The organism is Paenibacillus sp. Dod16 (genome assembly GCF_049893405.1).
Taxonomy (GTDB): Bacteria; Bacillota; Bacilli; order Paenibacillales; family Paenibacillaceae; genus Paenibacillus_AQ.
Genome location: NZ_JBNDYG010000005.1, coordinates 16,009 through 34,224 on the forward strand (window position 1 = coordinate 16,009; position 18,216 = coordinate 34,224).

General features: G+C 49.1%; 22 protein-coding genes. 9 read left to right on the forward strand and 13 right to left on the reverse strand.

The window, feature by feature from the left end:
- Window position 1: 1 nt before the first annotated feature.
- The 4 genes from ACPV3A_RS04770 to ACPV3A_RS04785 all read left to right on the forward strand — a co-directional run bounded on the left by ACPV3A_RS04770 (window position 2) and on the right by ACPV3A_RS04785 (window position 2,133).
- The gene (locus tag ACPV3A_RS04770; protein ID WP_426198343.1) at window positions 2–571 is read left to right on the forward strand and encodes a beta-class carbonic anhydrase; all 570 of its coding nucleotides are present in this window, start codon (window positions 2–4) and stop codon (window positions 569–571) included.
- A gap of 204 nt (window positions 572–775) precedes the next feature.
- A complete protein-coding gene (locus tag ACPV3A_RS04775) occupies window positions 776–1,354 on the forward strand; it encodes a PadR family transcriptional regulator (RefSeq protein WP_426198344.1) in 579 nt (192 codons plus the stop codon).
- Between the two features lie 56 nt (window positions 1,355–1,410).
- Entirely contained in the window at window positions 1,411–1,851 is a 441-nt protein-coding gene (locus tag ACPV3A_RS04780) for a hypothetical protein (RefSeq protein ID WP_426198345.1), read from the forward strand.
- Window positions 1,852–1,854: 3 nt separating this feature from the next.
- Window positions 1,855–2,133, forward strand: a complete 279-nt coding sequence (locus ACPV3A_RS04785) for a YxcD family protein (RefSeq protein ID WP_071218258.1) — start codon at window positions 1,855–1,857, stop codon at window positions 2,131–2,133.
- A 136-nt stretch (window positions 2,134–2,269) separates the two neighbouring features.
- Here ACPV3A_RS04785 and ACPV3A_RS04790 read toward each other — a convergent pair whose 3' ends face one another.
- Complete coding sequence (locus tag ACPV3A_RS04790; protein WP_426198346.1) at window positions 2,270–2,482, reverse strand: bacteriocin immunity protein; 213 nt, start codon at window positions 2,480–2,482, stop codon at window positions 2,270–2,272.
- A gap of 78 nt (window positions 2,483–2,560) precedes the next feature.
- The gene (locus tag ACPV3A_RS04795; protein WP_426198347.1) at window positions 2,561–3,163 is read right to left on the reverse strand and encodes a TetR/AcrR family transcriptional regulator; all 603 of its coding nucleotides are present in this window, start codon (window positions 3,161–3,163) and stop codon (window positions 2,561–2,563) included.
- A gap of 168 nt (window positions 3,164–3,331) precedes the next feature.
- Here ACPV3A_RS04795 and ACPV3A_RS04800 point away from each other — a divergent pair, with 168 nt between their 5' ends.
- The 3 genes from ACPV3A_RS04800 to ACPV3A_RS04810 all read left to right on the forward strand — a co-directional run bounded on the left by ACPV3A_RS04800 (window position 3,332) and on the right by ACPV3A_RS04810 (window position 6,514).
- Window positions 3,332–3,889 carry a hypothetical protein gene (locus tag ACPV3A_RS04800; RefSeq protein ID WP_426198348.1) on the forward strand — a complete coding sequence of 186 codons (558 nt, stop codon included), beginning with the start codon at window positions 3,332–3,334 and terminating at the stop codon, window positions 3,887–3,889.
- 138 nt (window positions 3,890–4,027) lie between these two features.
- On the forward strand, window positions 4,028–5,866 hold the full coding sequence (locus ACPV3A_RS04805) for a UbiD family decarboxylase (protein ID WP_426198349.1): 1,839 nt from the start codon (window positions 4,028–4,030) through the stop codon (window positions 5,864–5,866).
- A gap of 120 nt (window positions 5,867–5,986) precedes the next feature.
- Entirely contained in the window at window positions 5,987–6,514 is a 528-nt protein-coding gene (locus ACPV3A_RS04810) for a GNAT family N-acetyltransferase (protein WP_426198350.1), read from the forward strand.
- A 40-nt stretch (window positions 6,515–6,554) separates the two neighbouring features.
- On the opposite strand, the gene ACPV3A_RS04815 is transcribed toward ACPV3A_RS04810, so the two are convergent.
- Window positions 6,555–7,352, reverse strand: coding sequence for a formate/nitrite transporter family protein (locus ACPV3A_RS04815; protein ID WP_426198351.1), 798 nt, complete (start codon window positions 7,350–7,352; stop codon window positions 6,555–6,557).
- Window positions 7,353–7,622: 270 nt separating this feature from the next.
- Between ACPV3A_RS04815 and ACPV3A_RS04820 the strand changes: the two genes are divergently transcribed.
- Complete coding sequence (locus ACPV3A_RS04820; protein ID WP_426198352.1) at window positions 7,623–8,225, forward strand: YjgB family protein; 603 nt, start codon at window positions 7,623–7,625, stop codon at window positions 8,223–8,225.
- A gap of 94 nt (window positions 8,226–8,319) precedes the next feature.
- On the opposite strand, the gene ACPV3A_RS04825 is transcribed toward ACPV3A_RS04820, so the two are convergent.
- The 4 genes from ACPV3A_RS04825 to ACPV3A_RS04840 form a co-directional block, all read right to left on the reverse strand.
- Window positions 8,320–9,321: a phosphotransferase gene (locus ACPV3A_RS04825; RefSeq protein WP_426198353.1), complete on the reverse strand. Its 1,002-nt coding sequence runs from the start codon at window positions 9,319–9,321 to the stop codon at window positions 8,320–8,322.
- A gap of 58 nt (window positions 9,322–9,379) precedes the next feature.
- A complete protein-coding gene (locus ACPV3A_RS04830) occupies window positions 9,380–10,162 on the reverse strand; it encodes a DeoR/GlpR family DNA-binding transcription regulator (protein ID WP_426198544.1) in 783 nt (260 codons plus the stop codon).
- Window positions 10,163–10,351: 189 nt separating this feature from the next.
- Window positions 10,352–11,335 (reverse strand): formylglycine-generating enzyme family protein, encoded by a 984-nt coding sequence (locus tag ACPV3A_RS04835; RefSeq protein WP_426198354.1) that lies wholly within the window; start codon window positions 11,333–11,335, stop codon window positions 10,352–10,354.
- A gap of 82 nt (window positions 11,336–11,417) precedes the next feature.
- Window positions 11,418–12,878: a sulfatase gene (locus ACPV3A_RS04840; protein WP_426198355.1), complete on the reverse strand. Its 1,461-nt coding sequence runs from the start codon at window positions 12,876–12,878 to the stop codon at window positions 11,418–11,420.
- A 256-nt stretch (window positions 12,879–13,134) separates the two neighbouring features.
- Here ACPV3A_RS04840 and ACPV3A_RS04845 point away from each other — a divergent pair, with 256 nt between their 5' ends.
- Window positions 13,135–13,938, forward strand: coding sequence for a helix-turn-helix domain-containing protein (locus tag ACPV3A_RS04845; protein ID WP_426198356.1), 804 nt, complete (start codon window positions 13,135–13,137; stop codon window positions 13,936–13,938).
- Between the two features lie 17 nt (window positions 13,939–13,955).
- Here the strand turns inward: ACPV3A_RS04845 and ACPV3A_RS04850 are convergent, their stop codons facing one another.
- The 6 genes from ACPV3A_RS04850 to ACPV3A_RS04875 all read right to left on the reverse strand — a co-directional run bounded on the left by ACPV3A_RS04850 (window position 13,956) and on the right by ACPV3A_RS04875 (window position 18,202).
- A complete protein-coding gene (locus ACPV3A_RS04850) occupies window positions 13,956–14,561 on the reverse strand; it encodes a class I SAM-dependent methyltransferase (protein ID WP_426198357.1) in 606 nt (201 codons plus the stop codon).
- 185 nt (window positions 14,562–14,746) lie between these two features.
- A complete protein-coding gene (locus ACPV3A_RS04855; RefSeq protein WP_426198358.1) occupies window positions 14,747–15,529 on the reverse strand; it encodes a sulfite exporter TauE/SafE family protein in 783 nt (260 codons plus the stop codon).
- Between the two features lie 172 nt (window positions 15,530–15,701).
- A complete protein-coding gene (locus ACPV3A_RS04860; protein ID WP_426198359.1) occupies window positions 15,702–16,829 on the reverse strand; it encodes an MBL fold metallo-hydrolase in 1,128 nt (375 codons plus the stop codon).
- 84 nt (window positions 16,830–16,913) lie between these two features.
- Window positions 16,914–17,510, reverse strand: a complete 597-nt coding sequence (locus tag ACPV3A_RS04865; protein ID WP_426198360.1) for a sulfurtransferase TusA family protein — start codon at window positions 17,508–17,510, stop codon at window positions 16,914–16,916.
- Between the two features lie 109 nt (window positions 17,511–17,619).
- Window positions 17,620–17,916: a rhodanese-like domain-containing protein gene (locus ACPV3A_RS04870; protein ID WP_426198361.1), complete on the reverse strand. Its 297-nt coding sequence runs from the start codon at window positions 17,914–17,916 to the stop codon at window positions 17,620–17,622.
- A gap of 31 nt (window positions 17,917–17,947) precedes the next feature.
- Window positions 17,948–18,202: a rhodanese-like domain-containing protein gene (locus ACPV3A_RS04875; protein WP_426198362.1), complete on the reverse strand. Its 255-nt coding sequence runs from the start codon at window positions 18,200–18,202 to the stop codon at window positions 17,948–17,950.
- Window positions 18,203–18,216: the final 14 nt, after the last annotated feature.

Consider the following 18,216-nt stretch of genomic DNA (forward strand, 5'->3'; position numbering starts at 1 on the left):
GATGGAAAAACACCTTAACAGCATACTGGAACACAATCGCTGCTTTGTAGAGAATAAAGAGTACGAATCCTACCTGACAGGGCGTTTTCCTGAGAAGAAACTCGTCATTATTACTTGTATGGATACACGATTGGTTGAACTGCTCCCTAAAGCGATGAATTTCAAAAATGGCGACGTCAAAATCATTAAAAACGCCGGCGCGATCATTTCACAGCCCTTCGGAAGTGTTATGCGAAGCGTCATGGTTGCACTGTACGAGCTGCACGCCGAAGAAGTCATCGTTGTGGGTCACTACGAATGCGGCATGGCTTCCTTGAACGCGGATGATATGATCCAGCATATGAGAGACCGCGGCATATCCGACGAAGTGTTATCCACGCTGGAAAACTCCGGCATCCGGTTATCCAAATGGCTTCGCGGTTTCGATAACATTACGGACGGCGTAAAAAATACGGTGAGCCTGATCAAAAACCACCCGCTTCTTCCTCCAAACGTTCCCGTTCATGGCATGGTCATCGACCCTAACACCGGCGCGCTTGATCTCGTCGTAGAAGGATACGAGAACCAATAAATCATTCAAAGTCAAATGGAAGCACAAACGCTTACGCGTTTGTGCTTTTTTAGTCACAATTTTGCCAAAAGCAGAGAGAAAGCCCCCTCCCCCAGTTGTCAAACCATACAGTTTCAGTGTACACTTTTTATCAACCGGACCGATAGGCGGATGACCATCCACGCCTTAGCGTCCACGATATGCGTTTCAAAGGGAGTTATGTCCATGAATACGTTGTCATACGGCTTGTTAGGATTACTAGCAAGAAGAGAATCATCAGGATACGATTTGATGCTTCGAATACAGCCCTTTTGGCAGGCCAAACACAGTCAAATCTATCCCCTGCTGTCCAGCATGGAGGAGAAACAGCTATTGTCCTCGCATTGGGTTCAGCAAAGTGATAAACCGGACAAGAAAATTTATGCGATTACAGAAAAAGGCATGCAGAAGCTGCGTGAATGGATGTACCAACCGATCGCGCCTGCAGTCACCAAGGATGAACTTTCTCTTCGAACCTTTTGCTTGTGGCTGACGGAGATCGGCATCGCCGTCGATATTTTCGAGGACCGCAGAATCGGGTATCTGGAGAAAAAACGTTATTATGAGCAGATTTTAGAGGGAATTCCGGAGGATACCCGCGAGATTGGAAGCAAGGCTTTCAGCAATTATGTACTCGCTACCAAAGGGCTGATGATGGCTGAAACCGAGCTGAAATGGTGTGATTGGGTACTGGAATTACTGAGACAGCAGCAGCATACAGCAGCCTCAAAACATGGTCGCTCAAATTTTGAAACCTTATCGTGACTCGTCCGTATTACTCTTTATTACTCTAAATTTACTGGGAGGTTCGACAGAACACGATGAAAAAAGTATTGACAATTCTTGTAGCGATTACACTGTTCTTTGTAGCGCTGACGCCTGATTCCGCAGATGCCAGAAGAGGTGGCGGAGGTTTCAAATCCGGGACCAAGTCATACAACAGCACTCCGAAAAAGGATACTAATAATGTTCAACAAACGAACAACCGTTCCAATACAGGGGCAGCCGGCAACACGAAAAAACCAGGATTTTTCAGCGGCGGCAGCTTGATGAAAGGACTTATGATCGGTGGTCTGGCCGGTTTGCTCTTCGGCAGCATGTTCGCCGGCATGGGCTTCATGGGCGAAATCATGGGATTGCTCATTAACCTGATAGCAATCTGGGCTTTGATTATGATCGTTATGGCTGTTGTACGCTCCGTGAAGAATCGCCGTAAACAAAACGATCCTCGCGACAACAACAATAACAACAATCGGTACTAATCCATGGTTCTAAGCATGGACGAAATCGTCAATGCGGTCTGCCTTCATCAGGCGGAACGCAGAGGCGTCAAACCAACCGATGTATCGCTTGAGCTTAGCTGGGACGAAGATACCGGATATACAGCTGAAGTATGGGTCGGCGGAAGAACGCAATATTTGATTGAGGCTAACCTCATCGAAGCAATTCTCCGCTACCTGTACTCCGAGTACAATATCCGCGCTTACAGTGAGCAAGTACGACTTGAGCTGGAAGACGAAATTATCGCAATCGTTCAGCAATAATACCATCTATCGATAAAGCAGCCGCTTCGCTAATATGCGAAGCGGCCGCTTTTTTGATTACCTGAGATAAGTTCGTACATATGATATCCCCTACTCGCGTACAGCCGAGACACCAAATGCACGATCATCAACGAGCTCATAGTACGATTGGTTTATAATTCAATGCCTTTTCAACGATTTCCTCAGGTGTCAGATCTTTTTCCGGCCAAAAAATCAAATTGCTAATGTCGGGGTGGGGAACATTCCGCTGCAGCAATTCGATCCATTCCCCCACCTCTTCCTCGCTGCCTTCCCCATTATACAGTCTTGTCACCAGATCAACGATTTGCGCTTTCGTGAATTCGTTCATGTACGGCTCCTTTCTAGTCATCGACCCAGCGCCGAATAAATTCCTTCTCAGAGTTATTCAACCGCTCCCCCCTCGATATCAACTGCCTTCATGTTTTTGTCCGGCTAAACCATAAAAGAAAAGCTCCATCAAGGTTTCCATGCTGCCGTTGGCATATTCCCGGCTCCCCGAATCCCACCGTCGCCCCAGCTCATGCATGAACATCGAGAAGTACAGCATCGTTACCTCTTCGGTTTGATCCTTATGAATATACCCTTCTTGTTTCCCCAGCGCGACATACTTCATGAAAAAATCTTTCACCTTCTCCTCGCTATACTGCTGGATGGTCTGACTTATGCCGCGCTCCTCGGAGGTTTGGAAATTCCGAAACTCTTCCGATAAAAAGGTCAGATTTTTAGCCTCCAACAGCATGATTTCTTGGGTCTTCTCGGCAAATGAGCGCGCGGAATCCAAAATGCGCTCATACACCGCCAACTGCTTGTCCGTCCAGTCCATGATCATATCCATATAGAGCTGATCTTTGGTTCCAAAATAGTTATATATCGTTGCAGGCGACACGCCTGCCTGTTGGGCGATTTCGTTGACGCTAACCTTTTGGTAACCGTGCCTTGAAAAAAGCTGGAAAGCGACAGCGTAGATTTGTTCCATTTTTTTATGCTTTCTGCGTTCATACCCGTTCATGTGTTCTCCACCTCAAATGAAGTATAAACCAAGTTTTAGAGTGATTCAATATTCTCACTACAAAACAATTGACATTCACCTACTCGAAGTTATACTATCTTTGTAGTACATCGCTCTATTTACTACATAACTTCAAATTAAATTACGAAGAAATGAGGGCGGTAAGAAATGAAAGCAATAAAGATTCCTTCGATTCTGCATGAGGTTTTCGGTGAACAGCAATCCGTTGGCACGATTCTTGTCATCTTGGCGTTCGGCGGATGTCTGACCCTAGCGGTAAGCCTTGTTTTTCCGGATATCCTGCATTCTTTGCCTTTATGGCGAGGTATCCTTGCTTTATTGCTTATTTTCGATATTTTCTGCGGCTGTATCGCCAACTTCACCCGCTCGACCAGTAATTTCTATGCAGCCCGTAAAAAACAGCGGATTGTGTTCATCGCCATTCATGTTCATATTCTCCTGGTCGCCGTATTGCTGGATACCAACATGGTGTATGCGGTGGGGATATGGGCATATACCATCGCTGGAGCTATGATCGTGAATGCGCTGATCGGGAAATCATCGCAGCATTTTATAGGAGGCTTGCTCCTATCGATCGGCATAGGGGGTACGTTCTTGCTGTCCAACATCCAGCCCTACATGTTATTGGCCGGCACCCTGTTTATGCTGAAAGTATTGTTCAGCTTCGCTGTCGATCATTATGGGGGCGCAGAACAACGGGCATGAATCCTGCCCCGCACTCTATCAAGATCCGTTTCCCATTCTTCCAGTCTATATCGGGTGTCATTGACCTGTGCTGTGAGATTGTCGATAATAGTAGATAGTAGAATAAGTTCACTATCTTCAAGGGATTGGAGCTATGTAATGAAATATCATAATCTGGAAGAATGCATTATGGATCTGGAGAAACATGGGCATTTGGTTCGTATACATGAAGAGGTTGATCCTCATTTGGAAATGGCAGCCATACATATGAAGGTCTATGCTGCAGGCGGCCCGGCACTGCTGTTTGAAAATGTAAAAGGTTCGAGGTTCCGTGCGGTCTCCAACCTGTTCGGGACGATCGAGCGTAGTAAATTCATTTTTCGGGATACCTTTGCATCCACGCAAGACGTCATTGCGCTGCGCAACGATCCGATGAAGGCGCTCAAAAATCCGTTCAAATATGTCGGGACAGGATTAGCAGCCAAAACCGCGTTACCTATCAAAAAAACGGGGGCTCTGCCGCCTGGGTTTCAGGAAATCCAAATTTCTGATATGCCGCTAATTAAACACTGGAAGGACGATGGCGGTGCTTTTGTCACGCTGCCTCAAGTCTATTCGGAAGATCCGGAGAAGCCCGGCGTCATGAATTCCAATCTGGGCATGTACCGGGTGCAGCTGACAGGCAACGAATATGAAACGAACAAGGAAGTCGGCATCCATTACCAGATCCACCGGGGCATCGGCATTCATCAAGCGAAGGCTAATAAATTGGGGCAGCCGCTTAAAGTAAGCTGTTTCATCGGGGGCCCCCCTGCCCATACGATTTCAGCGGTTATGCCGCTGCCGGAAGGCATGAGCGAACTAACCTTTGCCGGCTTGCTGTCCGGACGCCATTTCCGGTACAGCTATGTTGACGGCTACTGCATTAGCCACGATGCGGATTTCGTCATAACAGGGGAGATCCATCCCGGCGAAACCAAGCCCGAGGGACCTTTTGGCGATCATCTGGGCTATTACAGCCTGGTCCATCCGTTTCCCGTCATGCGCGTGCACAAGGTTTACGCCAAACAGCAGGCAATCTATCCATTTACGGTAGTCGGAAGACCGCCTCAGGAAGATACGTCCTTCGGCGAACTGATTCATGAACTGACCGGCGGTGCCATCCGGCAAGAAATCCCGGGTGTCAAAGAGGTGCATGCAGTGGACGCTGCAGGAGTACACCCCTTGCTCTTTGCCATCGGCAGCGAACGATATACCCCTTATCAACAAGTAAAACAACCGGCTGAGCTTCTCACGATTGCCAATCGGATACTGGGCACGGGTCAATTAAGCTTAGCCAAGTATTTGTTCATCGCGGCGGAAGAGAAAGAGCCTTTAAGCACACATCGCATCGAGGACTTCTTGACCTATATATTGGAACGCATCGATCTGCAGCGGGACATCCATTTTCAGACCAATACCACGATCGATACACTCGATTATTCTGGGACCGGACTCAACACCGGCAGCAAGGTCGTATTCGCGGCAGTCGGGGATAAAAAAAGGGATTTGTGCCATGAGGTGCCTGAAGCCCTAAAGGATCTCCCGGGATACACGCCAGCAAAATGGATCATGCCCGGCATTGTTGCGATCCAGGGAGTCCCTTTTGCGAGTTATGCCGAAGTGGAGCAGGAAATGGCTAGCCTAAGCGATGCAATTCGCGAGCGAGGTTCGCTCCCGTCTTGTCCGATGATCATTCTGTGCGATGACAGTGAATTCATGAGTGCGACCGTGAATAATTTTCTGTGGGCAACCTTTACGCGCAGCAATCCTTCCCATGACATTCACGGTGTGAACAGCCGCTATGAGCACAAGCATTGGGGCTGTGATACGGTCATTATCGATGCCCGTACGAAGCCGCATCAGGCCCCGCCATTAATACCGGATGAAGAGGTCGAACGCAGCATCAAGCGTTTATTTGCAGACGGAGGCAGTTTAAGTCGGATTCCGATACGATAAGTGCTGGGCAATCCTAAAGCGGACGACTAACATTAAAATGAATGCAATTTAAATGGGCTGGTCCTTTTAAGGCCAGCCCGTTGTTATATAATATTTTATTATTTACTTGGGAGGATGAACATGTTTCCAATACTAGAGACCCAACGATTAAGGCTGCGGGAGATTCAGAATCAGGATGCCGGGGCTATCTACAACTGCTTCTCGAATGATGACGTGACTCGCTATTACGGACAAGACACACTGACCACCATCGAGCAGGCTCTCCAATTCGTTGAGCTCTTCGCTAACAATTACAGGGAGAAACGCGGAATTCGATGGGGCATCGAACGGAAAGATGCGCAGGGCCTCATCGGCACGATTGGGTATAACGTATGGTCCCCGCGGCATAAGAGGGCCGAGATCGGATATGAATTACATCCTGAATTCTGGGGGCAAGGTTATGCAAGCGAAGCCGCCTCCGCCGTTATCGCATACGGTTTTCAAGTGCTTGGCTTGACCCGCATCGGTGCCGTTGTTTTTATCGACAACCAGGCTTCTCACGCCCTGCTGACCAAACTCGGTTTTGAAGTGGAAGGTATTCTTCGCCAGTATATATATCAAAATGGCGTGGCGCACGATACGCGGGTGTACTCATTATTAAAGTACTAACTTCATTTGCGTTAGAGGTTGTGCATAAACCGCCGAAGTTTTATTCACCCGGGGATTCCTTGGCATCCAGAAACGGTTTGTTCACAAAATAATACATAAAACCCATCAGCAGCACGCCGCCAATCAAATTGCCAATCGTTACCGGAATCAGGTTATGCAGTACGCCTTCCAATGAAATCGTGCCGGGATGATTCAGCACGAGCGCAATGGCAAAGGTGCACATATTGGCAACGCTGTGCTCGTATCCTGAAATGAAGAAGCAGAATACAAACAGCATCATGGCAAACATTTTGGCCCCGTCGCCCTTCAATGACATCGGGATAAAAAAGGCAAGGCACACGAGCCAGTTACAGAGAATAGCCCTGAAAAACAGCTGCACCGTCGGGGTGGTCATTTTGTGCTCAACCACATCAAGCAGAAAACCGTTCACGGATGAATCCATGAAAAGTCCGGTCAAAAAAATCAGCAGCGCAAACGTGCACGCCCCCAAAATATTCCCCGCGTAGCTGAAGACCCACAGCTTGAAGACCTCCAGCCACCTTAGTTTCTTGCGCAGAGCAGCATACGTGTAGTAGAACGTGTTCCCCGTAAACAAATCCCCTCCCCCATACGCGATTAGAATGATCGCCGCGCCAAAGGTAATGGCGGCCATCGGGTAAGTCAGAGGGGAATGCTCCAGATAAAAGAAGTTGCCTGTCTTAAACGCAACAATGACGCCGAAGCCGATAAACATGCTGGCGAGCATGGAGCGGGCGATGTAACGAAGATGGCTTTGTTTGAAAATTTTGTGTTTTTTGAGAGCAAGCTGCTCCACCTTGAGTAATGATTCGGTTTCCATAATTCCTCCTGAAAAAGTCGGTTCTATATAGATTACACGATTTTTCCAATAATTCATATCACCTCATGCATCATTACCCCATTCTCCCCGATGAAACATACATGGTGGGCAGAACTCGATCCACTCCGGGTATCAATTCTGATATTTCATCTTCATAGAATCGTAACCCAATGCCGCTTCGCTTCCACTATTATGGGAAGATAAGTTTAACACACTTGTTTAATGCACAGTGCATGTGGTAATTAGTTGTTACAAAGGAGAGGATGCAACATGAACTTGAAACATCCAGCAAAAAAAGCAATCGTCGCCTTGACCATGGCAGGCGTCTTCGGCGTTAGTGCAATCGGCGTAAATCATGCTGTTTTTCCGCTTCAGCAAGCAGAAGCCGCCCAGGCCGCAAATACCGGCGATTATGCCGCGAAGCAAGCGCTCAAGACGCTTAACAGCTTCTATAAACCCGCTTTAAAGGGACAATTCCCTGGAGCCGTCAGCGGTTTAACGATTGGCAAAAGTACGAAGCAGGATGTGTACAAAACCATTGGCGAGCCTTCCGTGCCCGGCAAGCATGCCGATGCCTTCGATGTATACGGGGCAAACATGGGGAATCCAGGCTACGCCTTTTCCTATAAACTGAACAAAATCCGCGAGATGCGTTATTTTGGCACGAACGTGGAACGGCAGACCAACATCGGCGGCATCACCATGAAAATGCTGAAGCAGAACTGGTTTGCACCGGATGCCACAACCACTTTCAAAACCGGGAAAATCAAACAAACCAAGCTCACTTACAACCGGGGAGAGTATAAATTGGAGTTCATCTTTAACAGCAGCACAGAGCTGGACCATATTAATCTGCTGAAAAAACAACCGTGATTGGAAACTCTTACTTTCCAAATAGCATGTCCAGAATACATCGGAAAGGCCCGGTCTCTTAGAGAGCCGGGCTTTTCCGATTCATGAGAGATTTTCACAGCAAACACTGAAACAACATATCATCCAGCCACTCCTGGCTGTATTCCATCCGCTTAAATCCGGCAGCCAGCATATCCACTTGTTCGACTAACACATGAGACTCATCGGTCCCTTCCCGATAGCGGCTCAAAAAATGAAGAAATACATCCACCATACGCAAGCGCATGAGAACCGGAATCGCACCAATCTCCTCGGCGCTCAGCCGTACACGATTGGCAAATCCTTCGCAAAACCGCCTGATGGCCTCTCTCTCGTCCGCCATTCCCATAAACCCCGATATGACGACCGCAGGCTCCATCGCTCTTACATCCTGTGTACAAAATTCAAAATCAAGCAAAGCGGTGACCGTGTGCGGGTGCTCTGCGTCTACCAGCAGGTTCGAAAAGTTCAGATCGCCATGAACCAGCTGCTGCGGCAGATTTTTTAGCGATTCAAGGCTGCTGCATATATCGATGTATGCTTCTTTTAGCAAATGGAGTGCCTCTCCTTGATCCTTGAATGCCAGTGGCGGCTGCATGCAAAAATCAAGTATGAACGTCTCGTTGCACACAGGATAAGACTGAAGCAGCTCGTAATACGGCGGGTACACCGGCTTCATTTCGATTGAACAAACCGCCAGGGCATTCACCAGCTCCCCCGTCTTCTCCCCGAAGGAATACGCTGCTTGAATGCTGCCTTCTTCCGGACGTACTCCCTCAATGTAGGCAAACAGGCAGGCGTAACGCTCACTCCCGTCCTGAACCCGAACCATCTTATCGCCAGACATGGATGGAATAGGAGCCGGAATCTTAAAGCTCAGCGGCACCCGCTGCAGCGAGTCCAGTACCGCAAACTCGAATTCGATTCTTGCCCTGTCTCGATGTGTATTGTAAATGCGCATGACCGAACGGCGTTGTTCATTATGAATAAAATGGGTCGTATTGTTCCAACCCGTAGGACCTTTAGCCAGTTGACCGTTCCACTCCGGCCAGTTCGCTTGCAGAAGCTGCTGAATCATGATTTTACCTCGCTTACCTGTTAAATCTTATCTTATATAAAGTTATATCAATGGATCATCATGTCTGTGCAACTTCTTCCGTTTTCGTCACAATGACCTTTACGCCAAGCTCCTGAATCCGGTCCATAACCTCCTGATCTGCCTTCTGATCGGTAATTAACACATCCAGATCTTCGACGGCACCAGCTCTGGCAAAACCATCCTGTCCAAGGATCCGATGCGTTGCCAAGCCAATTCTGCGGCGGGATACGGCAGAGACCGCGCGTCCAAAAGCGGCAACTTCTGGTGTAGCGACGAATATTCCCTCATCGGAAATACCGCCTCCGCTAACGAAACTGATATCAAATTTAAATTGACGAATAAATTCGTTAGCCAGCACGTCCGTGATATTTCCGGAAGGCTTCACCCGTCCGCCAATTAAATAAGTGTCAATCCATTCGCGCTCTCGCAGGGCATCCGCTACACGCATGCAGTTGGTCACGATTGTCAAGGGCATCTGCTCCGGAAGATGCTTCAGCAGTAAGTAGGTAAGCGAGCTGCTGCCAATGAATACGGTATCTCTTTCTCGGACGTATGAAACGGCTAATTGAGCAATGGCGTGCCCTTCCGGAGAGCCTTCACCATACCGCTGTTCCGGAGCCAAGGGCGGCTGCCTGACTTTCATGGAGGGGATGGCGCCTCCGTGCGTTTTCTGGAGTAAACCTTGCTCCTCCATGATTGTCAAATCCCGACGAATCGAATCAATCGATATTTCAAACCGCTCGGCCAAGTCCTTGGCAATCACCCGTTTATCTTGATGCAGCAAAGCAAGAATTTTCTGACGACGTTCCTCGGCAAACATTCCTGATTGATCTTGCACCATACATTCACCCTCCCGTTTATTCATTTTATTTCCACTTTACACCTTAATTATATTCATTTATACTCCGCATTTCAAGTGATGATTTTCCGTTTTATTCATTTATATGCATTATCAGGCGCGCATAATCCTGAGTGTGCATCATAATCATAATACAACATATTTCACATTCTACTTTCTCTCCCTCACCACACGGAAACCGCAATTGCCCGTCGAGCTGTCAGGCGTATTCCCGCTGCGTGCCGCGACTCGATAACGGTTGCAATAGGATCTGTGGCACAGGTACGAACCGCCGCGCATCGACCTTCTACCCGTAGACTCACCAAAGAACGGATTGATGGCCGAGGTCATTTGATGATAAGTCGGGCTGAACCAATCGCCGCACCATTCCCATACGTTGCCGGACATGTTATATAGTCCGTAACCATTCGGTTTATAGGCATCTACCGGCGCGGTACCGATAAATCCATCGCTTGCGTTATTTTTAACTGGAAATTTACCCTGCCATATGTTGCATTGATGCTCTCCGTCCTGCTTCAGCAGATCTCCCCAAGGATAGGTCCTGCCCTCCAAACCGCCGCGCGCCGCATACTCCCATTCCGCTTCTGTGGGAAGCCGCACACCGGCCCAATGGCAATAAACAACCGCGTCGTTCCAGGATATATGTACAACCGGGTGGTCCATTCGGTCTTCGATGCTCGAATCCGCTCCCTCGGGTGCAGCCCAGTATGCGCCTTCGACCACCAGCCACCAAGGCACTTCCTGCGGAACTTGTGCAACTCTTGCCTTGGTCTCCTCCGAAGCCAGCAGTTCAAATACAAACGACCATCCGAAATGCTCCGCTTCCGTGACATAACCGGTAGCTTCCACGAACCGTTGAAACTGTTCATTCGTAACGGCATACGGTGAGATTTCAAATCCGGAAACGGTTACGCTGCGAGCCGGACCCTCGCCGTCACGCGGGAACCCTTCATGTGAATTCGTGCCCATCGTAAACGTCCCTCCAGGGATCGTGATCATGTTGGAATGGAGCTCAAGATGAGACTGGTCATGATATTGGCCTTCACTTAGACTGTCTTGATGATCCTTCGGATCGGCTTCTCCCAACTGTACTTTCGCTCTCACGCCGGCGCAGCAAGAATGTTGTTCTCCCATGCTCGGTTCCTCCTATGCTAGATACAGAGAACAGGACAACCACTACCGGAGCGGTTATCCTGCTTCACTTTAACTATATATTTTATACGAATTCCTGCGGATGGCGACGCATCAATTCCGGCACCGCTTCCCCTCGGCCTGTATTCTTCAAACGCTCGATATACCGGGGCAGATGACCTTTGGCATGGTAAGGTCCCCCCTCCTTCATGACCGTCCACAACGGGTCCACGTCATACGGCATCGTTGACATCATATGATCATGCCATTCATTCAGAAGATATACAGCCTCCCTGCACAGATCCGGTCTTTCAGCTGCCCGATTGTACTGCTCGTGGACATCCTCGGTGATATGGAACAGCATTTCTTTGTCGAACAGATGATAGCCGTCATGATACGTTCGAATGTAGAGCCATTCTCCAAATCGCACGCTTCGCTGACAGACATGGGCGCATTGAGAAACCACCAGATACTCCCTGCCGCCGCCGTTACCGGTCCGCAGGCTCTCCGCATAACTGATGCCATCCCAGCTACGTACCGGTGCAACGTTCAAATATTCCGCCATCGTTGGCAAAAGATCCAGATGATAGTGGAGCTCGCGATCCGTTACCCCCTTCACGATGCCAGGCCCCCGAATGATCATCGGAATACGGCAAGTGCCCTGATCCGCTGTTCCGTGTTCTCCATAAATGCCAAGCTCCCCCATGTTCTCACCATGATCCGCGGTAATGATGACAACCAAATCATCCATTACTCCCTTGTTCTCCAGCAATTCGAAGATCGCACCGATATGCTCGTCCATATGGCGAATGCCGCAATCATAGCCATCCACCATGGTCCGCAGATCCTCCATCGTCCTGATCTCTCCGGGATGACGCGGATAATCGGGGGATACTTCACTATTATACATGTTAATTTCGTTCACTCCATGCGGTCCGACCTTCTTCTGATGCTCCTGAAGCACCTCTTCGGTAATCCAATCAGGAAGCGGCTCATGCTCGAAGGGATTTCCCAGCGACTGGGGTGCGCGATACGGTGTGTGCGGATCCCAGAAGTTCACATAGAGCATCCAGTTATCTTCATCGGCGTTGCGATCCAGCCAATCCAGCACGACCGGAGATACTTCTTCTGCCGACTCCAACCCGCCCTTACCCGTATTATACATTTCATTGAAGCCCGCGTAGAAGGTCCAGGCCGAATGACGTTCACCGAACGGACTGATCAAGGCGGTCTTCATGCCGGCCCTGCGGAATATAGCTGGAAAGCTCTCCGACCCCAGCTTGTCGCGGAAGTCACGGGTGATACCTTCATGGCGCACATCGGCAGCCGTGCCTCCATGACCGACGACACCGTTATGAATGCCGAACTTACCTGTCATTAATGCGGTTCTTGAAGGAAAACATGGAGCATCCGAGGTATAGTAATTGTCAAAACGCACGCCTTCCGCCGCAATTCGGTCAATATTCGGCGACGTATTCCGATGATAGCCATAACAGCCTAAATGATCCGGCCTTGTCGAATCCAAATCCAGCAATAATACTCTCATATCCTCATCGATTCCTTCCTCATCTGAATTCACTTGATATTTCTCAAGACTTCACATGTCAGCGTTTACAATTTTTCTGCATTTGTTTGAAATTATAGGCCGCGATCCCTGCAGAGTCGATGTACATTTCGTCACTATGTTGTACGATTCTACTCCGATTTGAAATAACAGGATCACATAATCGAATCAATGAGTACTCAAATGAAGCATTATTGTGCTAGGCTATAGGTATAAAATCACTGCGGGGTGTTGTCCTATGATCCAATTGATGAGCGTGAATTTTGATGATTACATACCGAATTGGCGAACCCAGCTGGAGACGATTGAGTACAATGTCCTTGTTGTGGTTAGAGAAGGCAAGGTGAGATACGAAATCAACGGGGAAGACATCATTGCCGAGCAAGAAGACGTACTCTATATCCCTCAGTCGACGAGACGAAGCGGAGGCAACTGGAAGGACACTTCACATCAGAAGCATACCATTCTCTTTACATTGGATCGTCAAGAACCCACAGGAATTCCATTTCTGGATGCGGGTCGATTCATGAAATTCAATCTCTCTCATATCCAATATGTCTACAGGCGCTGTGAGCGCCTGTATGAGGAAATGCGGGGTGGCAAAAGCTACCGTACCATGATCTGTCAGGGCATTATGCAGGAGCTCATCGGCATGCTGGCCCGCGAGCTCGAGAAGAATGAGCTGGCACCCAGCAAACGAAACTACGCGGATACCATCAAATCGTATCTGCTGGAGCATTACCGCGAACCCATCGAAATCGATCGATTAGCGAAACTAATCCATCGCTCTCCAAGTTATGCTGCAGCCCTCTTCAAAGAGGTGTACGGTCTTTCACCGATCCGGTATATGCATCAGTTGCGCGTGCTGGAAGCGTGCAGCCTGCTGCTTCATTCGGACATGACCATCGCTCATATCGCCCACTATTTGGGTTATTATGACACGTCCTATTTTTATCGGATGTTTAAAAAACACACCGGCCTGTCGCCCTCCGACTATGTACAGCAAGACGATCGGTCCGACATTTCCATGCTGTTCACTTAATCCTCGCTCGTCTTCATTCATGTTCTTAACGGCTTCTGCCCCGCAAACTGAATGACATGGGACAAGCCCTGATGCCCCTGGCCCTCATGACGAACGACCTCTCCCATAAAAAAGTGGACTATGCGCCAATCTGCAAAGGGCTCGAGGAAATCCTCAGGCACGTATAAAAATTGCTGTTCCTGCGGTCCCCCGCTGCGATAAGGAATCTGGTACGGTGAATATACCTCAGTGAGGAAATATCCTCCCGGCTTCACCGCTGTCTTCACGCCTTCTAAAGTCCTCGTTCTCAATGCCTTGGGAAAATGTCCAAACACGCAAATGATCTCATCCCATTGGTCCTGCTTCCACAACGCATCGTGGAGATCCACAAGCTCCGTGCGAATCTGCACACCGCTTGCTTCCGCCAGTCGAATGGCTTTGTTCAGGCCGGATTCCGCGTAATCCCATACGGTAACGTTCATGCCTTCCCCGGCCAGGAACACCGCATTCCGTCCCTCTCCCTCTGCGATAGCCAGTGCGTCTCCAGTTAAGCCTAATTTCTTATGCATATCGGCAATAAATACATTCGGGTCCGTTCCAAACACGTATTCATCTCCCTGAAATCGCTCATTCCATGGATTCATCGTTTTAGCACCTCTTTCTTTAAAATCAACGCCATTCTGTACACACTGAAGCTCATCCCCATCTTACCATTCCTGCCGCATCGATGTTAGCGGGACTTCCGAATGGTTCGGGGAATTAGCCTCTTTGCGCGTGATCTCAACTGGGCTCGGTTAGGATTAACCAGAGTGATTTCTGGGGTCCGTCATCATAGAATGTCCAGCCAAATTTTGACGGCCGTTGCCAGAATCAAAACTGCCAGAATGATCTGCAGGATCTTCGTGTTCATCTTCTTCCCCGCGACCGCTCCCAGTGGAGAAGCGATCAAGCTGGCAACAACCATAATAAGGGCAGGGATATAATCCACTTGTCCCGTCGTCAGCTTCCCTACCGTCGAACCGATGGATGAGATGAAGGTGATCGCGAGCGAGCTGGCAATGGTCATCCGGGTCGGTATTTTCAACACGACCAGCATGATCGGAACGAGCAGGAACGCCCCGGCCGCCCCGACGATGCCGGCTCCGATACCGACCACAAGAGCCAGCGAAGCGGCCAGCCATTTATTGAACTTGACCTGATCCAGCGGAATATCGTCCACCCCTTTGTTCGGGATGAACATCATAATGGCCGCGATCAGCGCCAATATGCCGTAGATGAGATTGATGCCGCCTTCGCTCATCATCTTGGAGCCGAAACCGCCGATGAAGCTGCCCAGCAGTATGGCCGAACCCATATAGATAATGAGCGTTTTGTTCAGATATCCGCCCTTGCGGTATGCCCACACGCCGCCGATCGTGGCGAAGAATACCTGTACGGCGCTGATGCCCGATACTTCATGCGCCGTGAAAGCCGCAAGGCCGAATAACGGCGGGATATACAGCAGCATCGGGTATTTGATGATCGAGCCTCCAATGCCAACCATCCCTGATATAAAAGAGCCAATGAACCCGATTAACAATATCGTAATGATGAAGGAAATGCTTAGTTCCATCGTGCTGCCCCCTTATTTCTCTTTAGAAAAGGGAACCTGTCTGGTTCCCTTGATCTCTTTTTCTCTTGTTTCATCCGTTTATATCCGTGACCGATCTTGTTAGCGACCCTTGCAATGAGCGCTTTACAATTCATATTTCTACCTCTTAACATCAGATCGTCATTTGTCAAGATTAACGTACCGCGCAGCGGTTCGGCCCGATCTCCATCTCTCGCTGCTGCTCCGCATCCGGATTCATTTTCCCCATGTTCGTTTGCCGTATTTCCTGATAGCTGTTAGGCTGCGGCGGCAGATTCTGCGTGACCAACGTCCGGAATTCTGCCTCGTCGGCGATGTTGAGTCCATGGTTTTCCCGGTAAAGCTCGCCCAGTTTCTTCGCGACGGTTCCGTCCTCGTTCAGTTCGTCCATGACCATGAAATGCGCCGGCAGCACGGTCAGATCATCCGATAGATGGGTGTAGCGGGCATAGAGCGTTTCCCGCAAGTCGCCAACCCAATCCTCCGCCAGCCCCGCCAGATCCGGACGGCCGATGGAATCGATAAACAGAATATCGCCTGTCAGCAAATATTGATCATCAATTACAAACGAGGTGGACCCGATGGTATGGCCCGGAGAATGGAGCGCTTCAATGTGAATTGTGCTGCCGCCGATCACCACTTCGCTTCCGTTCTTGAGCGGTTCGTACTTAAACATCACCTCGCCGGCATCCTTTGGCGAAAGCCAGTATACGGCTCCTGTCTGCTTAGCAATCATTCGTCCGCCGGAAATATGGTCCGCATGGAGATGGGTATCAAACACATGCTTGATTTTTGCATTCAGGCTTTTTGCGAATTCAAGATACACCTCCGTCATACGGGTTGCGTCAAACAATGCTGCTTCACCGTTCGATACCGCCATATAAGACAAGCAGCCTTTGCCTATACGAACAAACTGATAAAGCGTGCCTCCATCTGCCAAACTGCCGATCTTCAGGGGAACAAGGTGTTCACTCCAGGCCTTCATACCGCCTTTCAAATACGCCACATGCCGGCCGTGCTCGGCCAGCATCTCAGCCACCATCACTGACGAGCCTTCCTTGGCGCATACGACCAGCACTTCTTGATCCTTCGGGAGTCGATCCAAAATTTCTTCCACGCCGTCAATCAAATCAAAGTAGGGAATATTCAAATGCTGAATTCCTTCGCCTTCAATCTTCCAGTCCTCGTAATCCGATGGGTTCCGCACATCCAATATGAACAGGCTCTCTTTGCGAATCGCCTTCATGGCCACTTCTTGCGCTTGCATTTCTCTTACTGTCATGTCGCCTTCCTCCTCATAATTTCAAATGGATCTGAAAAGTTAAATTCCTTCCGGCTGCCTATTAAAAGCGCTCAGCATGTTTTTTCAACAGCCATCATAATCTGCGCTATCGTGCAAGCCCACAGTTTCTCCACACCAGCCGCTCATGCCCGGTACGACGTTTATAATGCCTGCATAGCCGTTAGCTGAAAGCTTTTGCGCAGCCAGGTCGCTCCGCGTTCCGGTACGGCAGATGACATAGATTTCATCCTCTTTGTTCAGCTCAGCCATACGTTCATCCAGATCACCAAGAGGAATCGATACGGCATTGCGAATATGCTTGAAAGCAAACTCCGCCGCTTCCCTTACATCCAGGACGATGATTGACGCTCCGGACGCAAGTTTCTCCTCCAGCTGATCATTAGACGCTACATGCGGATAAGTGCGTTCTGCCGTTTCTTCTCCTGATGATTTGCGAAGGTAGTGCTTCAGCACATCCCCCTCTTCAATCGTTCCGAGATATTGATGCCCCGTGCTTTCCGCCCATGCCTGCATGTCGGCCTTGGAGCCTTTGTCGGTTGCCACTACCTCCAGTACATGTCCGGCTTCAAGATCCTTCATCGCTTTTTTCGTGCGGACGATGGGCATCGGGCAAGCCAGCCCCTTAGCATCCAGCCTCATATTCGTTTCAATTGCTGCCATATTACATCGAACCTCCATTGTTTTTTTGGGCACATATACCACCCAGGGTATGATTCAGATCAAAAAAAAGGGGGTGCCTAACACCCCATTCTTTTTCAAATAGACACAGTTACTCTGTTTTGCCCTCCCATGCGAGCATACCGCCCGTCATATTGACGACTTGATAGCCTTGACCTTCCAAGTATTCGGCTGCACGGCCGCTGCGCCCCCCGGAACGGCATACTAAGACATACTCTTTCGACCGATCAAGATCCTGCTTGCGGAATTCAATCAAACCTAAAGGAATGTTGACGACGCCCGGAATTTTACCTTCCGCGACTTCCTCCGCTTCCCGAACATCGATGATATTCATGTCAGCTCCGTCACTCAGCATATGCTCTACTTCTTTTGGAGAAATCTCTTTCATGTTGATCAGCACTCCCTTTACTTTTTTAAGTTTAAGACCAGCGATTCATGCCGCCCTTCACGTTAGTCACCATCTCAAAGCCTAATTTCTTTAATGTTCCCCGAATGTGAATCCCCTTGAACTCTCCCGGCGTCCGGACATCGATGAACTGCTTGTTTGTGTATCTGTCTTTAAGCTCTTGCTTCAGCTGTGCCGAGGTAATCTGCCTGACTCCCTGAGCCGGGAGGATTCTCCAAACGACAAACAGAATGATAAGTGCAATGAACGATACATTGAGAATATCCATCTTTATTCCCTCTC

Bases quoted from the DNA above. Each gene is read 5' to 3' on its own strand.
- ACPV3A_RS04770 (WP_426198343.1), top strand. From the start codon at position 2: ATGGAAAAACACCTTAACAGCATACTGGAACACAATCGCTGCTTTGTA.
- ACPV3A_RS04775 (WP_426198344.1), top strand. From the start codon at position 776: ATGAATACGTTGTCATACGGCTTGTTAGGATTACTAGCAAGAAGAGAA.
- ACPV3A_RS04780 (WP_426198345.1), top strand. From the start codon at position 1,411: ATGAAAAAAGTATTGACAATTCTTGTAGCGATTACACTGTTCTTTGTA.
- ACPV3A_RS04785 (WP_071218258.1), top strand. From the start codon at position 1,855: ATGGTTCTAAGCATGGACGAAATCGTCAATGCGGTCTGCCTTCATCAG.
- ACPV3A_RS04790 (WP_426198346.1), bottom strand. From the start codon at position 2,482: ATGAACGAATTCACGAAAGCGCAAATCGTTGATCTGGTGACAAGACTG.
- ACPV3A_RS04795 (WP_426198347.1), bottom strand. From the start codon at position 3,163: ATGAACGGGTATGAACGCAGAAAGCATAAAAAAATGGAACAAATCTAC.
- ACPV3A_RS04800 (WP_426198348.1), top strand. From the start codon at position 3,332: ATGAAAGCAATAAAGATTCCTTCGATTCTGCATGAGGTTTTCGGTGAA.
- ACPV3A_RS04805 (WP_426198349.1), top strand. From the start codon at position 4,028: ATGAAATATCATAATCTGGAAGAATGCATTATGGATCTGGAGAAACAT.
- ACPV3A_RS04810 (WP_426198350.1), top strand. From the start codon at position 5,987: ATGTTTCCAATACTAGAGACCCAACGATTAAGGCTGCGGGAGATTCAG.
- ACPV3A_RS04815 (WP_426198351.1), bottom strand. From the start codon at position 7,352: ATGGAAACCGAATCATTACTCAAGGTGGAGCAGCTTGCTCTCAAAAAA.
- ACPV3A_RS04820 (WP_426198352.1), top strand. From the start codon at position 7,623: ATGAACTTGAAACATCCAGCAAAAAAAGCAATCGTCGCCTTGACCATG.
- ACPV3A_RS04825 (WP_426198353.1), bottom strand. From the start codon at position 9,321: ATGATTCAGCAGCTTCTGCAAGCGAACTGGCCGGAGTGGAACGGTCAA.
- ACPV3A_RS04830 (WP_426198544.1), bottom strand. From the start codon at position 10,162: ATGTTTGCCGAGGAACGTCGTCAGAAAATTCTTGCTTTGCTGCATCAA.
- ACPV3A_RS04835 (WP_426198354.1), bottom strand. From the start codon at position 11,335: ATGGGAGAACAACATTCTTGCTGCGCCGGCGTGAGAGCGAAAGTACAG.
- ACPV3A_RS04840 (WP_426198355.1), bottom strand. From the start codon at position 12,878: ATGAGAGTATTATTGCTGGATTTGGATTCGACAAGGCCGGATCATTTA.
- ACPV3A_RS04845 (WP_426198356.1), top strand. From the start codon at position 13,135: ATGATCCAATTGATGAGCGTGAATTTTGATGATTACATACCGAATTGG.
- ACPV3A_RS04850 (WP_426198357.1), bottom strand. From the start codon at position 14,561: ATGAATCCATGGAATGAGCGATTTCAGGGAGATGAATACGTGTTTGGA.
- ACPV3A_RS04855 (WP_426198358.1), bottom strand. From the start codon at position 15,529: ATGGAACTAAGCATTTCCTTCATCATTACGATATTGTTAATCGGGTTC.
- ACPV3A_RS04860 (WP_426198359.1), bottom strand. From the start codon at position 16,829: ATGACAGTAAGAGAAATGCAAGCGCAAGAAGTGGCCATGAAGGCGATT.
- ACPV3A_RS04865 (WP_426198360.1), bottom strand. From the start codon at position 17,510: ATGGCAGCAATTGAAACGAATATGAGGCTGGATGCTAAGGGGCTGGCT.
- ACPV3A_RS04870 (WP_426198361.1), bottom strand. From the start codon at position 17,916: ATGAAAGAGATTTCTCCAAAAGAAGTAGAGCATATGCTGAGTGACGGA.
- ACPV3A_RS04875 (WP_426198362.1), bottom strand. From the start codon at position 18,202: ATGGATATTCTCAATGTATCGTTCATTGCACTTATCATTCTGTTTGTC.